We start from the raw sequence: 15,466 nt of genomic DNA, 5'->3' as shown, positions 1-15,466 counted from the left end.
TGCTTTTGCCTGCAGCTTGCCGCTGGAAGCTTGCCGCTAGGTATACTGTGGGCCTTTGCCGCTTTTTCTGGAGAAACGCGCATGTTGCAACGTCTGTTGGTCGGTTTGTTCGCGGTGGCCAGCCTGAGCCTGGCCGGTTGTGCCCACAGCCCGCAACAACTCAGCCCGCAACCCAAGCTCACCCAGCAGTTGGCCCCGGTCGGGCATGGCCAGCCGGTGGTGGTCAAGGTGGTCGATGGGCGTGCTTCGCAGTCGCTGGGCACCCGCGGTGGCATGTACCCCGAGACCAGCACCATCACCGTCAATGGCAATGACGTGGTGCCCAAGCTGCAGGCCCAGGCCGAAGCCGCGGTGCGCCTGCTCGGCTTCACCCCGACGCCCAACGCCGCTAACGCCCCGCAGCTGACCGTGACCCTGGCCGAGCTCAAGTACCAGTCGCCCAAGGACAAGATGTACGTGACCGAGGCGACCATCGGCGCCACCTTCCGTGCCGATGTGTCCAACGCCAACCGTCGCTACAGTGGCCGTTACGGTGCGTCGCTGGACCAGCGTTTCGGCATGGCGCCGAACCAGGAGACCAACACCAAGCTGGTGAGCGATGTGCTCAGCGATGCCCTGACCCGGCTGTTCAAGGACCCGACCGTCGGTCAGGTACTGGGCGAGTAAGGCTTTTGTGCTAAAGAAAACCCGCTGCCTGGGCTCAGGCAGCGGGTTTTTTATTGTGGCGCGGATAATTCGGCAATTTGTAGTCGCAGCAGGCTCAGGCGGCCAGTACGGTGAAATCCAGCAGGCTGATCCCGGTGTGCGGATCGATTTCCGGCAGGTCGTCGTGGGCATGCCCGCCGAGGGCGCAATAGACCAGCCACTGGCGATCCTGGACATTGATGGCGAAGCCATCGATCAGCGCCTGCTGTTCGTCGCTCTGGGCGACGAGGTAGAGGCGGTCCTGGTTTTCGGCGTGCAGCATGACAAGCTCCGGTCAGTTGAAGGCCGACAGGGTGGCCTGTCTTGATGACGAGCGTGTGACAGATGAAATTAAATGACAGCTGGTCGCAAAGTCGCGGTGACGGGCTGGGCCTTGGGTAGAATGCCCGGCTTTGCCGCACGTGATACCGAGGTCGCGCAATGTCGTTGCAAATGCTCTGGGGCTTCTTGGCCGCCCATCCGGCCAAATTGATCAACTTGCTGGCCCTGATCATCACTTGCCCAGGCGGGTTGTTGCTGCACAGTGCCCGACGCCGCGAGGCGGTGGTCCGTGCAGGCCTGGCGGTGGAAGACGGCATGGTGGATGCCTTCGAGCAGCGCGTGCCGCGCTACTTCTACATCCTTGGCTTCTCGTGCCTGGCGATGGCCTTGCTGTTGTCCTGGTTCAGCACCTGGGTCTGAAGGCTGCCGGTGCTGGCCTGTGGGCGCGGGCTTGTCCCGCACCCACGAGGTGCCTTCACGTACCTGGTCAGGCGGATGCCGGCTGGCGCTTGACCTGATACTGGTTGCGTACCGGCGTCGCATACTGCTGCACCAGGTACGGCTGGTGTTCCACTGGGCAAGCGTCCAGGCGCCGTTGCCATTCTTGCTTGGCCCTGGCCAGTTCATCGGCGGGGAACATCTTCTCCGCGCTCGGCACATCCAGGGCTGGGTCTTGCTCTGCCCACATCGCATACGCCAGGTAATGCACCGGGAACAGCCGGTAGCCGCCGAGAATCTGGCGGTCGATGGCCTGTGCCAGTTGCTTGGTGTCCTCGTGGTACTCGGTCACCGGTGGCGCGAAGTTGATGTGCACCCGGCCTTTGTAGCCGGTGATGCCCTGAGCGATGCTGTTGTCGTCCTCGCCCGGGGCCTTGGTGTAGCTGCCGGTGGTGGCGCGGATGTATAGCTCGCGGGCCTTGGCTTGGTCACAGGGGTCGTATTCGTAGCTGATCGACACTGGCGTCAGGTTAAGGCTCTGGACCACCGCGCCGAATGGCTCGTCCTTGCGGCTCATGTGGAACATCTTGAGGATCGCCGAATCGGTACGGTCGTCACCGTCCTTGGCGCGGCCTTCGGCCTGGGCAATCCAGATCGACACGCAATCGTGGCGGATCGAGTGGTTGATATAGGCCGACAGCAACTGGTAGGCGGCCAGCTTCTCGCGGCGGCCGCTGATCGAGCGGTGGACGATGAAGCTCTTGTTCAGGCGCATCATGTCGCTGACGAACGGCTTTTGCAGCAGGTTGTCGCCGATGGCGATGCGCGGCGTCGGCAGGCCTGCGTGGTACACCGCGTAGTTGACGAACGCCGGGTCCATCACGATGTCGCGGTGGTTGGCCAGGAACAAATAGGCGGTACCGGCCTTGAGCTGCTCGACGCCGGTGTAGGTCACGCCGTCGGTGGCGCGGTCGATGGTGCGGTCGACGTAGTACTCGACCTTGTCCTGCAGGGTGGAGACGCAGGTAACCCCGGCGAACTCCTGGCGCAGACGTCGGGCGATCAGCGGTTTGAGCAGCCAGCCGAAGGCGCCCGCCGCGCGCGGGAAGCGGAAGTGGGTGAGGATATCGAGGAATGCCGGGTCGCTGAGCAGCCGTGCCAGAACGGCAGGGACCTCAGCGTCGTCGTACGGTCGGATGGCATCGAATTCGCCCATCATGCTCTCTTGTTGGAAACGGCTAGGGTAATAAGGTAGGGGCGGGCTCCGAAAAACGGCTCGGACACACACAGGCCCTGTAAACAGACCGGCAATTATACGCACAAGTCACCCCGGAGGCCGCGATGCTGGAAACTGCGATCTACGATTGCCCCTATTGTGGCGAGCGAATCGAAACCACGGTGGACCTGTCCGGGGGCGATCAGGAGTACATCGAGGACTGTCAGGTGTGCTGCAAGCCTATCCGCTTCGTGCTGCAGGTGCATGGCCAGGAGTGGATGCTGGATGTCTACGGTGAGAACGACTGATGCAACGGATCTATGAGCCGGAAAGCCTGCTGGAGGCGCAGATGTTGATGGGCATGCTGGCCAGCGAGGGTATCGCGGCGCACCTGGTCGGGCGTGATCTGATGGGCGCCATGGGCGAGCTGCCGATCCAGGGCTTGCTGGGCCTGGCGGTGGCCGATGAGCAGGCCGAATACGCACGACAGTTGATCGATGCGTACAATGCTGCCCAGCCACTTGCCGGCGACGAACCGGAGAGTTATCCCGGAACCCTGATCTGCTAGGTTTTGAATTCGCCCATGTGTGGACGCTACGCCCTGTTTCGCTGGTCCCAGGCCTTTGCCGGGCTGCCCGGTTTCCCGGTGGGCCAGCAGGCCCAATGGAACATCTCGCCCGGTGCCTCGGTGCTGATCCAGCGCCAGCTCGACGGCCAGTTGCAGCTGGCCAGCGCCCGCTGGGGGTTGACCCCAGCGTGGTTGACCGACCTGTCCCGCACCCCCGCCCAGGCCCGCGCCGAAACCGTCGCCGAACAACCTATGTTCCGCGAGCCTCTGCGCCAGCGGCGCTGCCTGATGCCAGCCAATGGTTTTTACGAATGGCGGGGCACGGCGCGCAAGCGCCCGTACTGGGTGACGCCGGGGGAGGGCGCGTCGCTGTTCTTCGCGGCATTGTGGGAAGTCTATCCGGTGCAGGAGCAGGCCTGGCTGAGCTGCGCGGTGGTGACCCAGGCGGCGATGAACCAGCGTCGGCCGCTGATCCTGGACGAGGCCGAGCAGGCGCTGTGGCTGGATCCTGAAACACCGATGGCGAGATTGCACGAGTTGTTGGCCAAGCCGCCGTCGGCCTTGCGCGAGCGGGCGCTGGCGTATTTCGTCAACGACCCGCAGCTCAATGGGCCGGAGTGCCTGACGCCTGCCTAGACGACGGACGCTACCCCTGTAGGGGCGCGTGTGCAGGTCTACACCCTGAACTGATTGATCAAGCGCCGCTGCTGCTCCGCCAGCTTGGTCAGCTCGGCGCTGGCCTGGCTCGACTCGTCGGCGCCGCCGGCGACCTCGCCGGCCACCTGGCCGATGTTGATCACATTGCGGTTGATGTCCTCGGCCACGGCGCTCTGCTCTTCGGCGGCGCTGGCGATCTGGGTGTTCATGTCGTTGATCACCGACACCGCCTGGGTGATGCTCTCCAGCGCCTCGGCGGCGCGGCTGGCCTGCAGCACGCTGTCGTCGGTCTTGCCCTGGCTATCCTCCATCACCTTGACCACTTCGCGGGTGCCTTGCTGCAACTGCTGGATCATCTGCTGGATTTCTTCGGTGGCCTGCTGGGTCTTCTGCGCCAGGTTGCGTACCTCATCGGCGACCACGGCGAAGCCGCGGCCCTGTTCTCCGGCGCGGGCTGCTTCGATGGCGGCGTTGAGCGCCAGCAGGTTGGTCTGCTCGGCAATGGCGCGGATGGCCACCAGGATGGCGTTGATGTTCTCGCTGTCGCGGGCCAGGTCCTGGACCACGGTCACCGCCCGGCCGATCTCGCTGGCCAGGGCACTGATGGCGCTGGAGGTATCGCGGACGATGTCCAGGCCCTGGTTGGCCGCGCGGTCGGCCTCGCTGGCGGCCTGGGCCGCCTGGGTGGCGTTGCGCGCCACATCCTGGGCCGTGGCGGTCATCTCATGCACGGCGGTGGCCACCTGGTCGATCTCGGCCATTTGCTTGTGCACGCCCTGGTTGGTGCGGATGGCGATGTCGGCGGTATGCTCGGACGAGTCGCTGACTTTCTGCACCGAGCTGACCACCTGGCTGATCATCGCCTGCAGCTTGGCCAGGAAGGTGTTGAAGCCGCTGGCGATGGCGCCCAGTTCGTCGGCGCGGTCGCTTTGCAGGCGGCGGGTCAGGTCGCCCTCGCCCTGGGCGATGTCGTCGAGCATGGCGACCATCTGCTTGAGCGGGCGGGCGATGCCCAGGGCCAGCAGCCAGATTACCAGCAGGCCGACGGCGGCGATGGCCAGGCCGACCAGGGTCATGCCGGTGATATCGGTGCGGCGTTGGTCAGCCAGATCCTGCTGCAACTGATTGACGTCGGCCATGACCGTGCTCAGCGGCAGCTCCAGCAACAGGGTCCAGCGCGCATCGGTGCTGGCGACCTTGAAGGGCAGGTACAGTTCGATGCGGTCCTTGCTGGCGTCCACTTCGTAGTGCAGTTGCTCGCCGCTCAGGGTGTTGAGGGTGGCGGCTTCCTCGCTGTCCAGCACGTCGCTGGCCTTCTCGCCGAACTTGGCCGGGTCGCGGGTGTAGGCCACCAGGCGACCGTTGCTCGAGACCAGGGCCAGCTCGCCGGCGCCGTCGTACAGCTGGCGATCTGCGGTGTTGAGCAGGTCCTGGATGAAGTTCACCGACAGGTCGGCGCCGGCCATGCCCTGGAATTGGCCGTCGATCATGATCGGTTCGACGAACGAGGCGAGCATGACCATCTTGTCGCCCACCTTGTAGGGAGCGGGGTCGATCACGCAGGCTTTTTTCGACTCTTTCGGGCACAGGTAGTACTCACTGGCGCGCACGCCGGTGGCCAGCACCGTGCGGTCGTCGACATCGGCCAGCTTGTCCTGGCCGAGGCTGCCGTCGGCGTTGCGGAACCACCAGGGCAGGAAGCGCCCGCTGGCGCTGTCGATGCCCACCAGGTTGCTGCCGACGTAGCGCGCATCGGCGTGGTCGAGGGCGTTCGGTTCCCAGCCCAGGTAGGCGCCGAGCACGCTCGGATTGGCCTGCACGGTGCGCTTGAGCTGGTTGATCAGGTGTTCGCGGTCGACGCGCATCAGTGGCTGGCCATCGCCCCCCTGCATGCCGATCATCGCGTTGCCGGTGGCCAGGCCGCGGGCGATCGCCAGCGGCGCTTCCAGGCCGCGCTGGATCTCGCTGACCTGGGTGCGGGCCAGAGCCGCCAGGCGCTGCTCGATGACGTTCTCGAACTGCTGCTGGGTACGTTGTTGCACCAGTGCCTGGGTTCGTTGCCCGGCATACACCGCGTACAGCACCAGTGCCGCGACAATGCTCAGCACGATGGCACCGGCCAGGGCGGCCACGGAAAACTGGATCGACTTGAACTTCATGGCAAAGCTCCGCGCGCAAGGAGGTCGTTATCCAGGGTTATCGGCGGGCTAATACCAAAGCATGAGGCGACGGCGAGAAATCTTCCCTGTGGCTCTGGCAGGGGCGGGCGACTGGGCCTAGGATACGCGGCACGTAAAAAGGGAGTGTTTTCATGCGTAAGTCATTCGTTGTCAGCCTGCTGACTGCCGGTGTCCTGCTGGGCGGCTGCCAGGCGGTCAATACCACCAGTGGTGGTGCCGTGGGCGTTCAGCGCCAGCAGTACATGTTCAGCATGCTGTCGACCGACGAGGTCAACCAGATGTACGCCCAGTCGTACCAGCAGACCCTCGGCGAAGCGTCGAGCAAGGGCGTGCTGGACAAGAGCAGCAACGACGCCAAGCGCGTGCAGGCCATCGCCAAGCGCCTGATCGCCCAGGCGCCACAGTTCCGGCCGGATGCCGCGCAGTGGAACTGGGAGGTCAATGTGATCAAGAGCGATGAGCTCAACGCCAACTGCGGCCCGGGTGGCAAGATCATCGTCTACACCGGCCTGATCGATCAGTTGCAACTGACCGACGCCGAGATCGCCGCCGTGGTCGGCCACGAGATCGCCCACGCCCTGCGCGAGCACAGCCGTGAAGCCATGTCCAAGGCCTACGGCGTGCAAATGGCCCGTCAGGGCGCTGGTGCCATCTTCGGCCTGGGCCAGGACAGCATGGCCATGGCCGACACCGTGGTGAACTACGCCATGACCCTGCCCAACAGCCGCGCCAACGAGAACGAGGCCGACCTGATCGGCCTGGAGCTGTCGGCTCGCGCCGGCTATGACCCGAACGCCGCGATTACCCTGTGGAACAAGATGAGCAAGGCGTCCGAAGGCGCGCCGCCCGAGTTCATGAGCACCCACCCGGCCTCGAGCAGCCGTATCGCCTCGTTGCAGGCGGCGATTCCTAAGGTGATGCCGCTGTATCAAGCCGCCAAGAAGTAATTCACCGGGCCCCCTGTAGGAGCCGGCTTGCCGGCGAACACCGGCAAAGCCGGTGCTAGGCACCGCGCTGTCTGGTTCGCCAGCAAGGCTGGCTCCTACAGGGTCTTCAGCCTATCCAGCCACTGGTCTTCATCGCCGAATACACCGCGACCACGGCCAGCACGAAGAACGCGGTCGCCGCCAGGCGACGGATCAGCGTCAGCGGCAGTTTTTCCGCCGCGAAGTTGCCAGCCAGCACCACCGGCACGTTGGCGATCAGCATGCCCAGCGTCGTGCCGATGATCACCATGATCAGGTGCGGGTACTGCGCCGCCAGCATCACCGTGGCCACCTGGGTCTTGTCACCGATCTCCGCCAGGAAGAACGCGATCAGCGTGGTCACGAACGGCCCGAAGCGGCGCGCGTTGCTGGTTTCGTCATCGTCCATCTTGTCTGGCACCAGGGTCCACAGCGCGGTGGCGGTGAAGCTCGCGGCGAGGATCCAGTGCAGTACCGACTCGGTGAAGAAGCTGCTGACCCAGGCGCCGACCGCGCCAGCGGCGGCATGGTTGGCCAACGTCGCGGCGACGATCCCGGCAATGATCGGCCAGGGCTTGCGAAAGCGAGCGGCAAGGATGAGCGCGAGCAATTGCGTCTTGTCGCCGATTTCGGCAAGCGCGACGATCGCGGTAGGGACGAGCAATGATTCCAGCATCAGGATTCCTACGGGGGCGGGTCGACACGGCTATGACACGTACGACCTCCCCGCCCCGGGTAAGGTGTGCGTGTCATAGGTCTTGTCAAACCCTGGACCTGTCTGCGCAGATCGTGGGTCGCACGCGCCATGGCCTGTGGGCCAAGTGTGTTGACGCGTGCCGGGCGAGCAGGGTGCTCGCGGGAGACTACTCCCCTAGGACGGAGCGGATTCTGCCTAGGCGAATCGCTTTCGGCAAGCCCTGTTTTTATCCATGTGTTGCGCGGTAGATGCGAAAACCTTGTGCTTCGGCACGGATCTCACAGTTGCCCAGGGCGCCTTCGATGAGCGGCTGGTAACGAAGGAAGCTGTTGGCTACCAAGCGGATTTCACCGCCTTTTCGCAGATGTTCCCTGGATTTTTTCAGCAGGTTTTCCGAGGCGTGATAGTCGGTATGTACACCGGTATGGAACGGCGGATTGCTCAGGATTACATCCAGGTCGCTGGGGGCCGCATCGATCCCGTCACCGCTGATCACCTCGCCTTCCAGACCATTGGCGGCCAGGGTCAGGCGACTGGCCGCGACCGCGAAGGCGTCGACATCGAGCAAGGTGACCTGGCTTTGCGGATAGCGACGCTTGATCGTGGCCCCGAGCACCCCGGCACCACAGCCGAAGTCCAGGACATGGCCGCTCGGCAGGCCGTCGAGGTGCTCCAGGAGCAGGGCGGTGCCCTTGTCCAGGCGCCCGTGGCTGAACACGCCGGGCAGGCTGATCACCTGCAGAGGGCCATCTTCGAGCGGCAGTTCGAAGCGTTCGGCCAGGCTTTCCAGAGGCTTGGCTTCGGGCGCGTTGTCCACGGTCACCTGCCATAGTTGGCAGTGGCGGGCGCTGTCGAGCTTGCGCGGCCGGCCGAAGGCCTGCAATTGCTTGGCCGCGCCCTCGACGCCACCGCGTTTCTCCCCCACCAGGTACAGCGTGCGCCCGGCAAGGCGCGAGGCCAGGGCGTTGAGCAGGTAGGCCGCCAGCTCGCGTGACTTGGGCAGGAACAGCACGGCGGCGTCGAAGGCTACCTCGGGCACTTCGACACCGTAGTGGCTGCGCCCGGCGAAGCGGCTCTCGAGCACGGCCTGGTCGCCGGCATGCCAGGTCCAGCCGTGGGCCCCTGGCAACTGGCCGAGCAGGCCATCGGCCTGGGCGCCGGCGACCAGCAGCGGGCCTTGGAACAGCTCTGCCTGGCGGAGCAACACTTCACTGCGCGGGTCCATGGACGACGCCTCCTGAAAAAGTGGCGCAGTGTACCAGAGGCGGGTCAGCCGACCACGCGCCGCGGATGCCCGGCGAAGTAGGCCTGGGCGTTCTCGGCCAGCTGGCCGACGATGCGCTGGCGCGACTCCACCGCGCCCCAGGCACTGTGCGGGGTGATGATCAGGCGGGGGATATCCGCCGCCAGCAGCGGGTTGCCGTTGACCGGCGGTTCGACGCTTAGCACATCGCTGGCGGCGCCCCCCAGGTGGCCGCTGCGCAGGGTGTCGGCCAGGGCCTGTTCGTCGATCAACCCGCCGCGGGCGGTGTTGACCACCAGCGCGCCGGGCTTGAGCAGCGCCAGCTCGCGGGCACCGATCATGTGCCGGGTCTGCTCGTTTAGCGGGCAGTGCAGGGTCAGGGCATCGACCTGTGGCAGCAATTCGTGCAGTGGCAGGCGATCGGCCCGGGGTGGCCGGCCGGGGATCTGCCCGCTCAGCACGCGCATGCCGAAGGCCTCGGCCAGGCGCGCCACCGCGCCGCCCAGTTCGCCATGGCCGAGCAGGCCGAGGGTCTTGCCCTCCAATTCGACAATAGGGAAATCCAGCAGACAGAACTGGCTGGCCTTGGCCCATTGCCCGGCCTTCACCGCCTGGTCGTAGTCGCACAGGCGCGTGGCCAGGGCCAGCAGCAGGGCCAGGGTGTGCTGGGCCACCGATGGCGTGCCGTAGCCCTGGCAGTTGCTCACGGTGATGCCCTGGGCTCGGGCGGCGGCCAGGTCGACATTGTTGGTGCCGGTGGCGGCCACCAGGATCAGCTTGAGTTGCGGGTTGGCGGCCAGCGTGGCGGCATCGAGCATCACTTTGTTGCTGATGACGGCCACGGCACCTTGCAGGCGTTCGGCGACCTGCTCCGGGCGGGTCGTGGCATGCAGTTGCAACGTGTCGAACTGGGCATGCAAGGGCGAAAGGTCGAGGTCACCCAGGTCCAGTGACTGGTGATCGAGAAACACGGCGCGACGTGGGCTGGACATCAGGGGCTCCGGTGGCAGGGCAGGATGGGGTCGGCGCAGTGTCCGGCCCGGCGCCGCCGCTCGTCAACGGTAGCGCCTGCGCTCATACCTGCACGGCACAAATCATTCCTTCGGCTGATTTGACCGGTGCGTCACCGAACTACAGTTGATCTCTGAACTGTCCTGCCCGCTTTGAAGAAAAGGGATACCCATGTTGCAGACGCGCATCATCAAGCCCGCCGAGGGCGCCTACCAGTACCCGCTGCTGATCAAGCGCCTGTTGATGTCCGGCAGCCGCTACGAGAAGACCCGCGAGATCGTCTACCGCGACCAGATCCGCCTGACCTATCCGCAGTTGAGCGAGCGTATCGCCCGCTTGGCCAACGTGCTGACCGAAGCCGGCGTCAAGGCGGGAGACACCGTGGCGGTGATGGACTGGGACAGCCACCGCTACCTGGAGTGCATGTTCGCCATTCCGATGATCGGCGCCGTGGTGCACACCATCAACGTGCGCCTGTCGCCCGAACAGATTCTCTACACCATGAACCACGCCGAAGACCGCTTCGTGCTGGTCAACAGTGATTTCATCGGGCTCTACCAAGCGATCGCCGGCCAGTTGACCACGGTCGACAAGACCCTGCTGCTGACCGACGGCCCGGACAAATCCGCCGACCTGCCGAACCTGGTGGGCGAGTACGAGCAGCTGCTGGCCGCCGCCAGCCCGCGCTACGATTTCCCCGACTTCGATGAAAATTCGGTGGCTACCACCTTCTACACCACCGGCACCACCGGAAATCCCAAGGGGGTTTACTTCACCCATCGCCAACTGGTGCTGCACACCCTGGCCGAAACATCGGTACTGGGCAGTTTGGACAGCGTGAGGCTGCTGAGCAGCAACGACGTCTACATGCCGATCACGCCGATGTTCCACGTGCACGCCTGGGGCATCCCCTACGCGGCGACCATGATGGGGATCAAGCAGGTCTACCCTGGGCGCTACGAGCCGGACATGCTGATCAAGCTGTGGCGCGAGGAAAAGGTCACCTTCTCCCACTGCGTGCCGACCATCCTGCAGATGCTGCTCAATTGCCCGTCGGCGGCCGGCCAGGATTTCGGTGGCTGGAAGATCATCATCGGTGGCAGCGCGCTCAACCGCGCCTTGTACCAGGCAGCGCTGGCCCGGGGCATCCAGCTCACCGCCGCCTACGGCATGTCGGAAACCTGCCCGCTGATCAGTGCCGCGCACTTGAACGACGAGCTACAGGCGGGCAGCGAGGATGAACGCACCAGCTACCGGATCAAGGCCGGCGTGCCGGTGCCACTGGTCGAGGCTGCCATCGTCGACGGCAATGGCAATTTCCTCCCCGCCGATGGCGAAACCCAAGGCGAACTGGTGCTGCGTGCGCCCTGGCTGACCATGGGCTACTTCCGCGAGCCGGAGAAGGGCGAGGAACTCTGGCAGGGCGGCTGGTTGCACACCGGTGACGTCGCCACCCTCGACGGCATGGGCTACATCGACATTCGCGATCGCATCAAGGACGTGATCAAGACGGGCGGTGAGTGGATTTCCTCACTCGACCTCGAGGACCTGATCAGCCGCCACCCGGCGGTGCGCGAAGTGGCGGTGGTCGGCGTGCCCGACCCGCAATGGGGCGAGCGGCCCTTTGCCCTGCTGGTGGCGCGTGACGGCATGAACATCGATGCCCGGGCGCTCAAGGAACACCTCAAGCCTTTTGTCGAACAGGGTCATATCAACAAGTGGGCGATTCCCAGCCAGATCGCCCTTGTTACTGAAATTCCCAAGACCAGCGTCGGCAAGCTCGACAAGAAGCGCATTCGCCTGGATATCAGCCAGTGGCAAGCCAGTAACAGCGCCTTCCTCTCTACCCTGTAACCGCTGCGCGGGTCGTGCTACCGCGAGTACGACCCGCAGGCTAGAGGGATCGCGCCTTGTCAAACGATGAAATTGAGCCATGCTTGAGCACTGCCAGCACGCAGGGCGGCCAATCGGGGTGGGGCTTCACCCAGGCGCGCAAATCACACTTTAGAGGGATCAAGCACCTGTGACCGCTGGCTATAGTCGGGTCAGGGGATTTTCAGGAATGGGGGAGGGTACCGCGCATCCTGTGCGTGGTGCCTTGGGCAGGAGCCTGCTTCAACCAGGCGCTCAAGCCGTTTCTGAAAGGACTCACTGCCATAACAAAAAAGTACATGGAGTAGCGTCGATGACATCTGCAAACCCGTTCTGGCGCCGGGCACGTCTGCCCCTGGCCGTCAGCCTCGCTTCCACGCTCGCAAGTCCAGCTTTCGCGGTCAGCTTCAACATCGGTGAAATCGAAGGCCAGTTCGACTCGTCGCTCTCCATCGGCGCCAGCTGGTCGACGGCCAACCCCAACAAGAACCTCATCGGGGCCAACAACGGCGGCAGGGGGCTGTCGCAGACCTCCGACGACGGCCACCTGAACTTCAAGAAGGGCGAGACCTTCTCGAAGATCTTCAAGGGTATCCACGACCTCGAGCTCAAGTACGGCGACACCGGCGTGTTCGTCCGCGGCAAGTACTGGTATGACTTCGAACTCAAGGACGAAGGTCGCGAGTTCAAGGACATCAGTGACTCCAACCGCAAGGAGGGCGCGAAGTCCTCGGGCGCCCAGATCCTCGACGCCTTTGTCTATCACAACTACTCCATCGCCGATCTGCCAGGCACCGTGCGCTTCGGCAAGCAGGTGGTGAGCTGGGGCGAAAGTACCTTCATCGGTGGCGGCATCAACTCCATCAACCCCATCGATGTCTCGGCATTCCGTCGTCCGGGCGCGGAGATCAAGGAAGGCCTGATCCCGGTCAACATGTTCTACCTGTCGCAAAGCCTGACCGACAACCTGACCGCCGAAGGTTTCTACCAGGTCGAGTGGGACCAGACCGTCGTCGACAACTGCGGCACCTTCTTCTCGCAGCCAGACGTGATCGCCGATGGTTGCGACAACAACCTGGCAGTGCTGGCCAAGCAGTCTGCCGTGGCCGGACGCCTGGGAGCCCTGGCGGGGCCGACCATGCGTGCCTTGCAGGGGCAGGGCGTCAGCTGGGGCTCGCCGGACGAAGGCGTGATCGTGCGTCGTGGCCCGGACCGTGATGCCCGCGACAGTGGCCAGTTCGGCTTGGCGCTGCGCTACATGTACGAACCCCTGAACACCGAGTTCGGCGGTTACTTCATGAACTACCACAGCCGCGCGCCGATCTTCAGTGGCCGTGGCGCCGCAGCCCGCTTCTACAACCCAGCCAACCTGGCTGGCGCGCTGGTCCGTGCCGGGGTGCCGGCCGGCGCCGCCACCAACCCGGCCCTGCTGCAGCAGCTCATGCCCCTGTATGTGGCCGGTAACTCCAGCTACTACGTCGAGTACCCGGAGGACATTCGCCTGTATGGCCTGAGCTTCTCCACCACCCTGCCCACCGGCACGGCCTGGAGCGGCGAAATCAGCTATCGGCCGAACGCACCGGTGCAGCTGAACACCACCGATATCCTGTATTCGGGCCTGACCCCGCTCGACCCCAACGCCTCGGTGCTCAAGGGCATCCCGGACACCGACCAGCCTGGCTACCGGCGCAAGGAAATCACCCAGTTGCAAACCACGTTCACCCACTTCTTCGACCAGGTCATGGGCGCCGAGCGTCTGACCATGGTCGGCGAGGTCGGCTGGACCCACGTCGGCGGGCTGGAAAGCACCTCCAAGATGCGTTACGGCCGTGACCCGGTCTACGGGCCTGGCCCGCTGCCTGGCGGTCGTTGCCAGAGCCTCAACGCCACCACGCTGGCCGGCGCCCCGCAGAACAACCTTTCGCGCTACTGCGAAAACGACGGTTTCACCACCTCCGACTCCTGGGGTTATCGCGTACGCGCCATCTGGGACTACAACAACGTCTTCGCCGGCGTGAACCTGCGCCCAAGCGTGGCCTGGTCCCATGACGTCGATGGCTACTCGCCGGGCCCTGGCGGCAACTTCGAGGAAGGGCGCAAGGCGGTCAGCCTGGGGCTGGACGCCGAGTACCAGAACACCTACACGGCGAGCCTGTCGTACACCAACTTCTTCGATGGCAAGTACACCACCGTGGATGATCGCGACTTCGTCGCCCTCAGCTTCGGCGTGAACTTCTAAGAACTCTGATCCAGGACGACAACAGAATGAAAATGACCACACGTCTGCTGCAAGCCGGGGTATTGGGCATGTCCCTGCTGGCGACCAGCGTCATGGCTGCGGTTTCCGCCGACGAGGCGGCCAAGCTGGGCGCGTCGCTCACGCCGATGGGCGCGGAGAAGGCCGGTAACGCCGATGGCTCCATCGGCCCGTGGGAGCCGCTGTCCAAGAGCGCCGGCAGTGCCGACAGCAAGGGCTTCCTGTCCGACCCTTATGGCAGTGAAAAGCCGCTGTTCACCATCACCGCGCAGAACGCCGAGCAGTACAAGGACAAGCTCTCGCCTGGCCAGCTAGCCATGCTCAAGCGCTACCCGGACAGCTACAAGCTCCCCGTGTACAAGACCCACCGCGGTGCCACCGTGCCGGACGACGTGTTCGCGGCGGTCAAGGAAAACGCCACCAAGACCACCCTGGTCGCCGGTGGCAACGGCCTGGAGAACTTCCGCACCGCCATTCCGTTCCCGATTCCCAAGGACGGCCTGGAAGTGATCTGGAACCACATCACCCGCTACCGTGGCGGCAGCGTGACCCGCCTGGTCACCCAGGCCACTCCGCAGCAGAACGGCTCCTATAGCCTGGTGTACTTCCAGGACCAGTTCGTCTTCCGCGACAAGATGAAGGACTACGACCCGGCCAACCCCGGCAACATCCTGTTCTACTTCAAGCAGGAAGTGACCGCGCCGGCGCGCCTGGCCGGTACCGTACTGCTGGTCCACGAGACCCTCGACCAGGTCAAGGAGCCGCGCAAGGCGTGGATCTACAACGCCGGCCAGCGTCGTGTACGCCAGGCGCCGCAGGTGTCCTATGACGGCCCGGGTACCGCTGCCGACGGCCTGCGTACCTCCGACAACCTGGATATGTACAACGGCGCACCGGACCGCTACGACTGGAAGCTCGAAGGCAAGAAGGAGATGTACATTGCCTCCAACGCCTACAAGCTGGATGATCCGAAGCTCAAGTACGCCGACATCATCAAGGCCGGGCACATCAACCAGGACCTGGCGCGTTACGAGCTGCGCCGCGTGTGGCATGTGGTCGCGACCCTGAAGCCAGGCCAGCGGCACATCTATGCCAAGCGTGACTTCTACATCGACGAGGACACCTGGCAGGCTGCGGTGATCGACCAGTACGATGGTCGCAACCAGCTGTGGCGCGTATCGGAAGCCCACGCCCAGCCGTACTACAACGTGCAGGTACCGTGGTACACCCTGGAAGCCATCTACGACCTGCAATCGGGCCGTTACCTGGCACTGGGCATGAAGAACGAAGAAAAGAGCGCGTACAACTTCGGCTTCAGTGCCAGCAAGGCCGACTTCCAGCCAGCGGCCCTGCGCCAGGCAGGTGTGCGTTGAACTGATCGCTGTTCACTCCGTGT

The 15,466-nt window shown here is 64.5% G+C and carries 15 protein-coding genes, 1 pseudogene and 1 riboswitch; of the genes and pseudogenes, 9 read left to right on the top strand and 7 right to left on the bottom strand.

Features of this window, described 5'->3' with window-relative positions; translation table 11 throughout:
- The first annotated feature begins 81 nt into the window (after positions 1–81).
- A complete protein-coding gene (locus ACODS5_RS08125) occupies positions 82–666 on the top strand; it encodes a YajG family lipoprotein (protein WP_489108364.1) in 585 nt (194 codons plus the stop codon).
- A 94-nt stretch (positions 667–760) separates the two neighbouring features.
- Here the strand turns inward: ACODS5_RS08125 and ACODS5_RS08120 are convergent, their stop codons facing one another.
- On the bottom strand, positions 761–967 hold the full coding sequence (locus ACODS5_RS08120; protein WP_134690071.1) for a hypothetical protein: 207 nt from the start codon (positions 965–967) through the stop codon (positions 761–763).
- A 158-nt stretch (positions 968–1,125) separates the two neighbouring features.
- On the opposite strand from ACODS5_RS08120, the gene ACODS5_RS08115 reads away from it, so the two are divergent.
- Positions 1,126–1,386 (top strand): hypothetical protein, encoded by a 261-nt coding sequence (locus tag ACODS5_RS08115; RefSeq protein ID WP_134690070.1) that lies wholly within the window; start codon positions 1,126–1,128, stop codon positions 1,384–1,386.
- A gap of 67 nt (positions 1,387–1,453) precedes the next feature.
- Here the strand turns inward: ACODS5_RS08115 and ACODS5_RS08110 are convergent, their stop codons facing one another.
- Positions 1,454–2,620 (bottom strand): 1-acyl-sn-glycerol-3-phosphate acyltransferase, encoded by a 1,167-nt coding sequence (locus ACODS5_RS08110; protein WP_489108363.1) that lies wholly within the window; start codon positions 2,618–2,620, stop codon positions 1,454–1,456.
- 125 nt (positions 2,621–2,745) lie between these two features.
- Between ACODS5_RS08110 and ACODS5_RS08105 the strand changes: the two genes are divergently transcribed.
- The 3 genes from ACODS5_RS08105 to ACODS5_RS08095 are packed head-to-tail and all read left to right on the top strand — an operon-like array spanning position 2,746 to position 3,824.
- On the top strand, positions 2,746–2,928 hold the full coding sequence (locus ACODS5_RS08105; protein ID WP_134690068.1) for a CPXCG motif-containing cysteine-rich protein: 183 nt from the start codon (positions 2,746–2,748) through the stop codon (positions 2,926–2,928).
- Positions 2,928–3,188, top strand: a complete 261-nt coding sequence (locus ACODS5_RS08100) for a putative signal transducing protein (RefSeq protein ID WP_134690067.1) — start codon at positions 2,928–2,930, stop codon at positions 3,186–3,188. Before ACODS5_RS08105 ends, ACODS5_RS08100 begins: the two co-directional genes overlap by 1 nt.
- Positions 3,189–3,203: 15 nt before the next feature.
- Complete coding sequence (locus ACODS5_RS08095; RefSeq protein WP_134690066.1) at positions 3,204–3,824, top strand: SOS response-associated peptidase; 621 nt, start codon at positions 3,204–3,206, stop codon at positions 3,822–3,824.
- A 38-nt stretch (positions 3,825–3,862) separates the two neighbouring features.
- Here ACODS5_RS08095 and ACODS5_RS08090 read toward each other — a convergent pair whose 3' ends face one another.
- Both ACODS5_RS08090 and ACODS5_RS08085 read right to left on the bottom strand, forming a co-directional pair.
- On the bottom strand, positions 3,863–4,606 hold the full coding sequence (locus ACODS5_RS08090; RefSeq protein WP_372239484.1) for a methyl-accepting chemotaxis protein: 744 nt from the start codon (positions 4,604–4,606) through the stop codon (positions 3,863–3,865).
- 111 nt (positions 4,607–4,717) lie between these two features.
- Positions 4,718–4,921, bottom strand: a pseudogene (locus ACODS5_RS08085) (HAMP domain-containing protein); the annotation flags it as partial.
- A 1,235-nt stretch (positions 4,922–6,156) separates the two neighbouring features.
- On the opposite strand from ACODS5_RS08085, the gene ACODS5_RS08080 reads away from it, so the two are divergent.
- Positions 6,157–6,972 carry a M48 family metallopeptidase gene (locus ACODS5_RS08080; RefSeq protein ID WP_134690064.1) on the top strand — a complete coding sequence of 272 codons (816 nt, stop codon included), beginning with the start codon at positions 6,157–6,159 and terminating at the stop codon, positions 6,970–6,972.
- A 106-nt stretch (positions 6,973–7,078) separates the two neighbouring features.
- On the opposite strand, the gene ACODS5_RS08075 is transcribed toward ACODS5_RS08080, so the two are convergent.
- The 3 genes from ACODS5_RS08075 to ACODS5_RS08065 all read right to left on the bottom strand — a co-directional run bounded on the left by ACODS5_RS08075 (position 7,079) and on the right by ACODS5_RS08065 (position 9,922).
- Positions 7,079–7,663: a TMEM165/GDT1 family protein gene (locus tag ACODS5_RS08075; protein WP_177414205.1), complete on the bottom strand. Its 585-nt coding sequence runs from the start codon at positions 7,661–7,663 to the stop codon at positions 7,079–7,081.
- A 90-nt stretch (positions 7,664–7,753) separates the two neighbouring features.
- Positions 7,754–7,875: riboswitch (yybP-ykoY riboswitch) on the bottom strand.
- Positions 7,876–7,913: 38 nt separating this feature from the next.
- Positions 7,914–8,912 (bottom strand): methyltransferase, encoded by a 999-nt coding sequence (locus ACODS5_RS08070; protein WP_134690062.1) that lies wholly within the window; start codon positions 8,910–8,912, stop codon positions 7,914–7,916.
- 44 nt (positions 8,913–8,956) lie between these two features.
- Complete coding sequence (locus ACODS5_RS08065; protein WP_134690061.1) at positions 8,957–9,922, bottom strand: 2-hydroxyacid dehydrogenase; 966 nt, start codon at positions 9,920–9,922, stop codon at positions 8,957–8,959.
- A gap of 190 nt (positions 9,923–10,112) precedes the next feature.
- On the opposite strand from ACODS5_RS08065, the gene ACODS5_RS08060 reads away from it, so the two are divergent.
- The 3 genes from ACODS5_RS08060 (at position 10,113) to ACODS5_RS08050 (ending at position 15,443) form a co-directional block, all read left to right on the top strand.
- A complete protein-coding gene (locus ACODS5_RS08060; RefSeq protein WP_134690060.1) occupies positions 10,113–11,795 on the top strand; it encodes a fatty acid--CoA ligase in 1,683 nt (560 codons plus the stop codon).
- Positions 11,796–12,126: 331 nt separating this feature from the next.
- Positions 12,127–14,052 (top strand): DUF1302 domain-containing protein, encoded by a 1,926-nt coding sequence (locus tag ACODS5_RS08055; RefSeq protein ID WP_134690059.1) that lies wholly within the window; start codon positions 12,127–12,129, stop codon positions 14,050–14,052.
- A 26-nt stretch (positions 14,053–14,078) separates the two neighbouring features.
- Positions 14,079–15,443 carry a DUF1329 domain-containing protein gene (locus ACODS5_RS08050; RefSeq protein ID WP_489108362.1) on the top strand — a complete coding sequence of 455 codons (1,365 nt, stop codon included), beginning with the start codon at positions 14,079–14,081 and terminating at the stop codon, positions 15,441–15,443.
- The last annotated feature ends 23 nt before the right edge of the window (positions 15,444–15,466 follow it).

It is taken from the genome of Pseudomonas sp. FG47 (genome assembly GCF_057809115.1).
The sequence above is the reverse complement of the archived record's forward strand: the minus strand, read 5'-3'. Positions and strand labels throughout refer to the sequence as shown.

Bases quoted from the DNA above. Each gene is read 5' to 3' on its own strand.
- ACODS5_RS08125 (WP_489108364.1), top strand. From the start codon at position 82: ATGTTGCAACGTCTGTTGGTCGGTTTGTTCGCGGTGGCCAGCCTGAGC.
- ACODS5_RS08120 (WP_134690071.1), bottom strand. From the start codon at position 967: ATGCTGCACGCCGAAAACCAGGACCGCCTCTACCTCGTCGCCCAGAGC.
- ACODS5_RS08115 (WP_134690070.1), top strand. From the start codon at position 1,126: ATGTCGTTGCAAATGCTCTGGGGCTTCTTGGCCGCCCATCCGGCCAAA.
- ACODS5_RS08110 (WP_489108363.1), bottom strand. From the start codon at position 2,620: ATGGGCGAATTCGATGCCATCCGACCGTACGACGACGCTGAGGTCCCT.
- ACODS5_RS08105 (WP_134690068.1), top strand. From the start codon at position 2,746: ATGCTGGAAACTGCGATCTACGATTGCCCCTATTGTGGCGAGCGAATC.
- ACODS5_RS08100 (WP_134690067.1), top strand. From the start codon at position 2,928: ATGCAACGGATCTATGAGCCGGAAAGCCTGCTGGAGGCGCAGATGTTG.
- ACODS5_RS08095 (WP_134690066.1), top strand. From the start codon at position 3,204: ATGTGTGGACGCTACGCCCTGTTTCGCTGGTCCCAGGCCTTTGCCGGG.
- ACODS5_RS08090 (WP_372239484.1), bottom strand. From the start codon at position 4,606: ATGGCCGAGATCGACCAGGTGGCCACCGCCGTGCATGAGATGACCGCC.
- ACODS5_RS08080 (WP_134690064.1), top strand. From the start codon at position 6,157: ATGCGTAAGTCATTCGTTGTCAGCCTGCTGACTGCCGGTGTCCTGCTG.
- ACODS5_RS08070 (WP_134690062.1), bottom strand. From the start codon at position 8,912: ATGGACCCGCGCAGTGAAGTGTTGCTCCGCCAGGCAGAGCTGTTCCAA.
- ACODS5_RS08065 (WP_134690061.1), bottom strand. From the start codon at position 9,922: ATGTCCAGCCCACGTCGCGCCGTGTTTCTCGATCACCAGTCACTGGAC.
- ACODS5_RS08060 (WP_134690060.1), top strand. From the start codon at position 10,113: ATGTTGCAGACGCGCATCATCAAGCCCGCCGAGGGCGCCTACCAGTAC.
- ACODS5_RS08055 (WP_134690059.1), top strand. From the start codon at position 12,127: ATGACATCTGCAAACCCGTTCTGGCGCCGGGCACGTCTGCCCCTGGCC.
- ACODS5_RS08050 (WP_489108362.1), top strand. From the start codon at position 14,079: ATGAAAATGACCACACGTCTGCTGCAAGCCGGGGTATTGGGCATGTCC.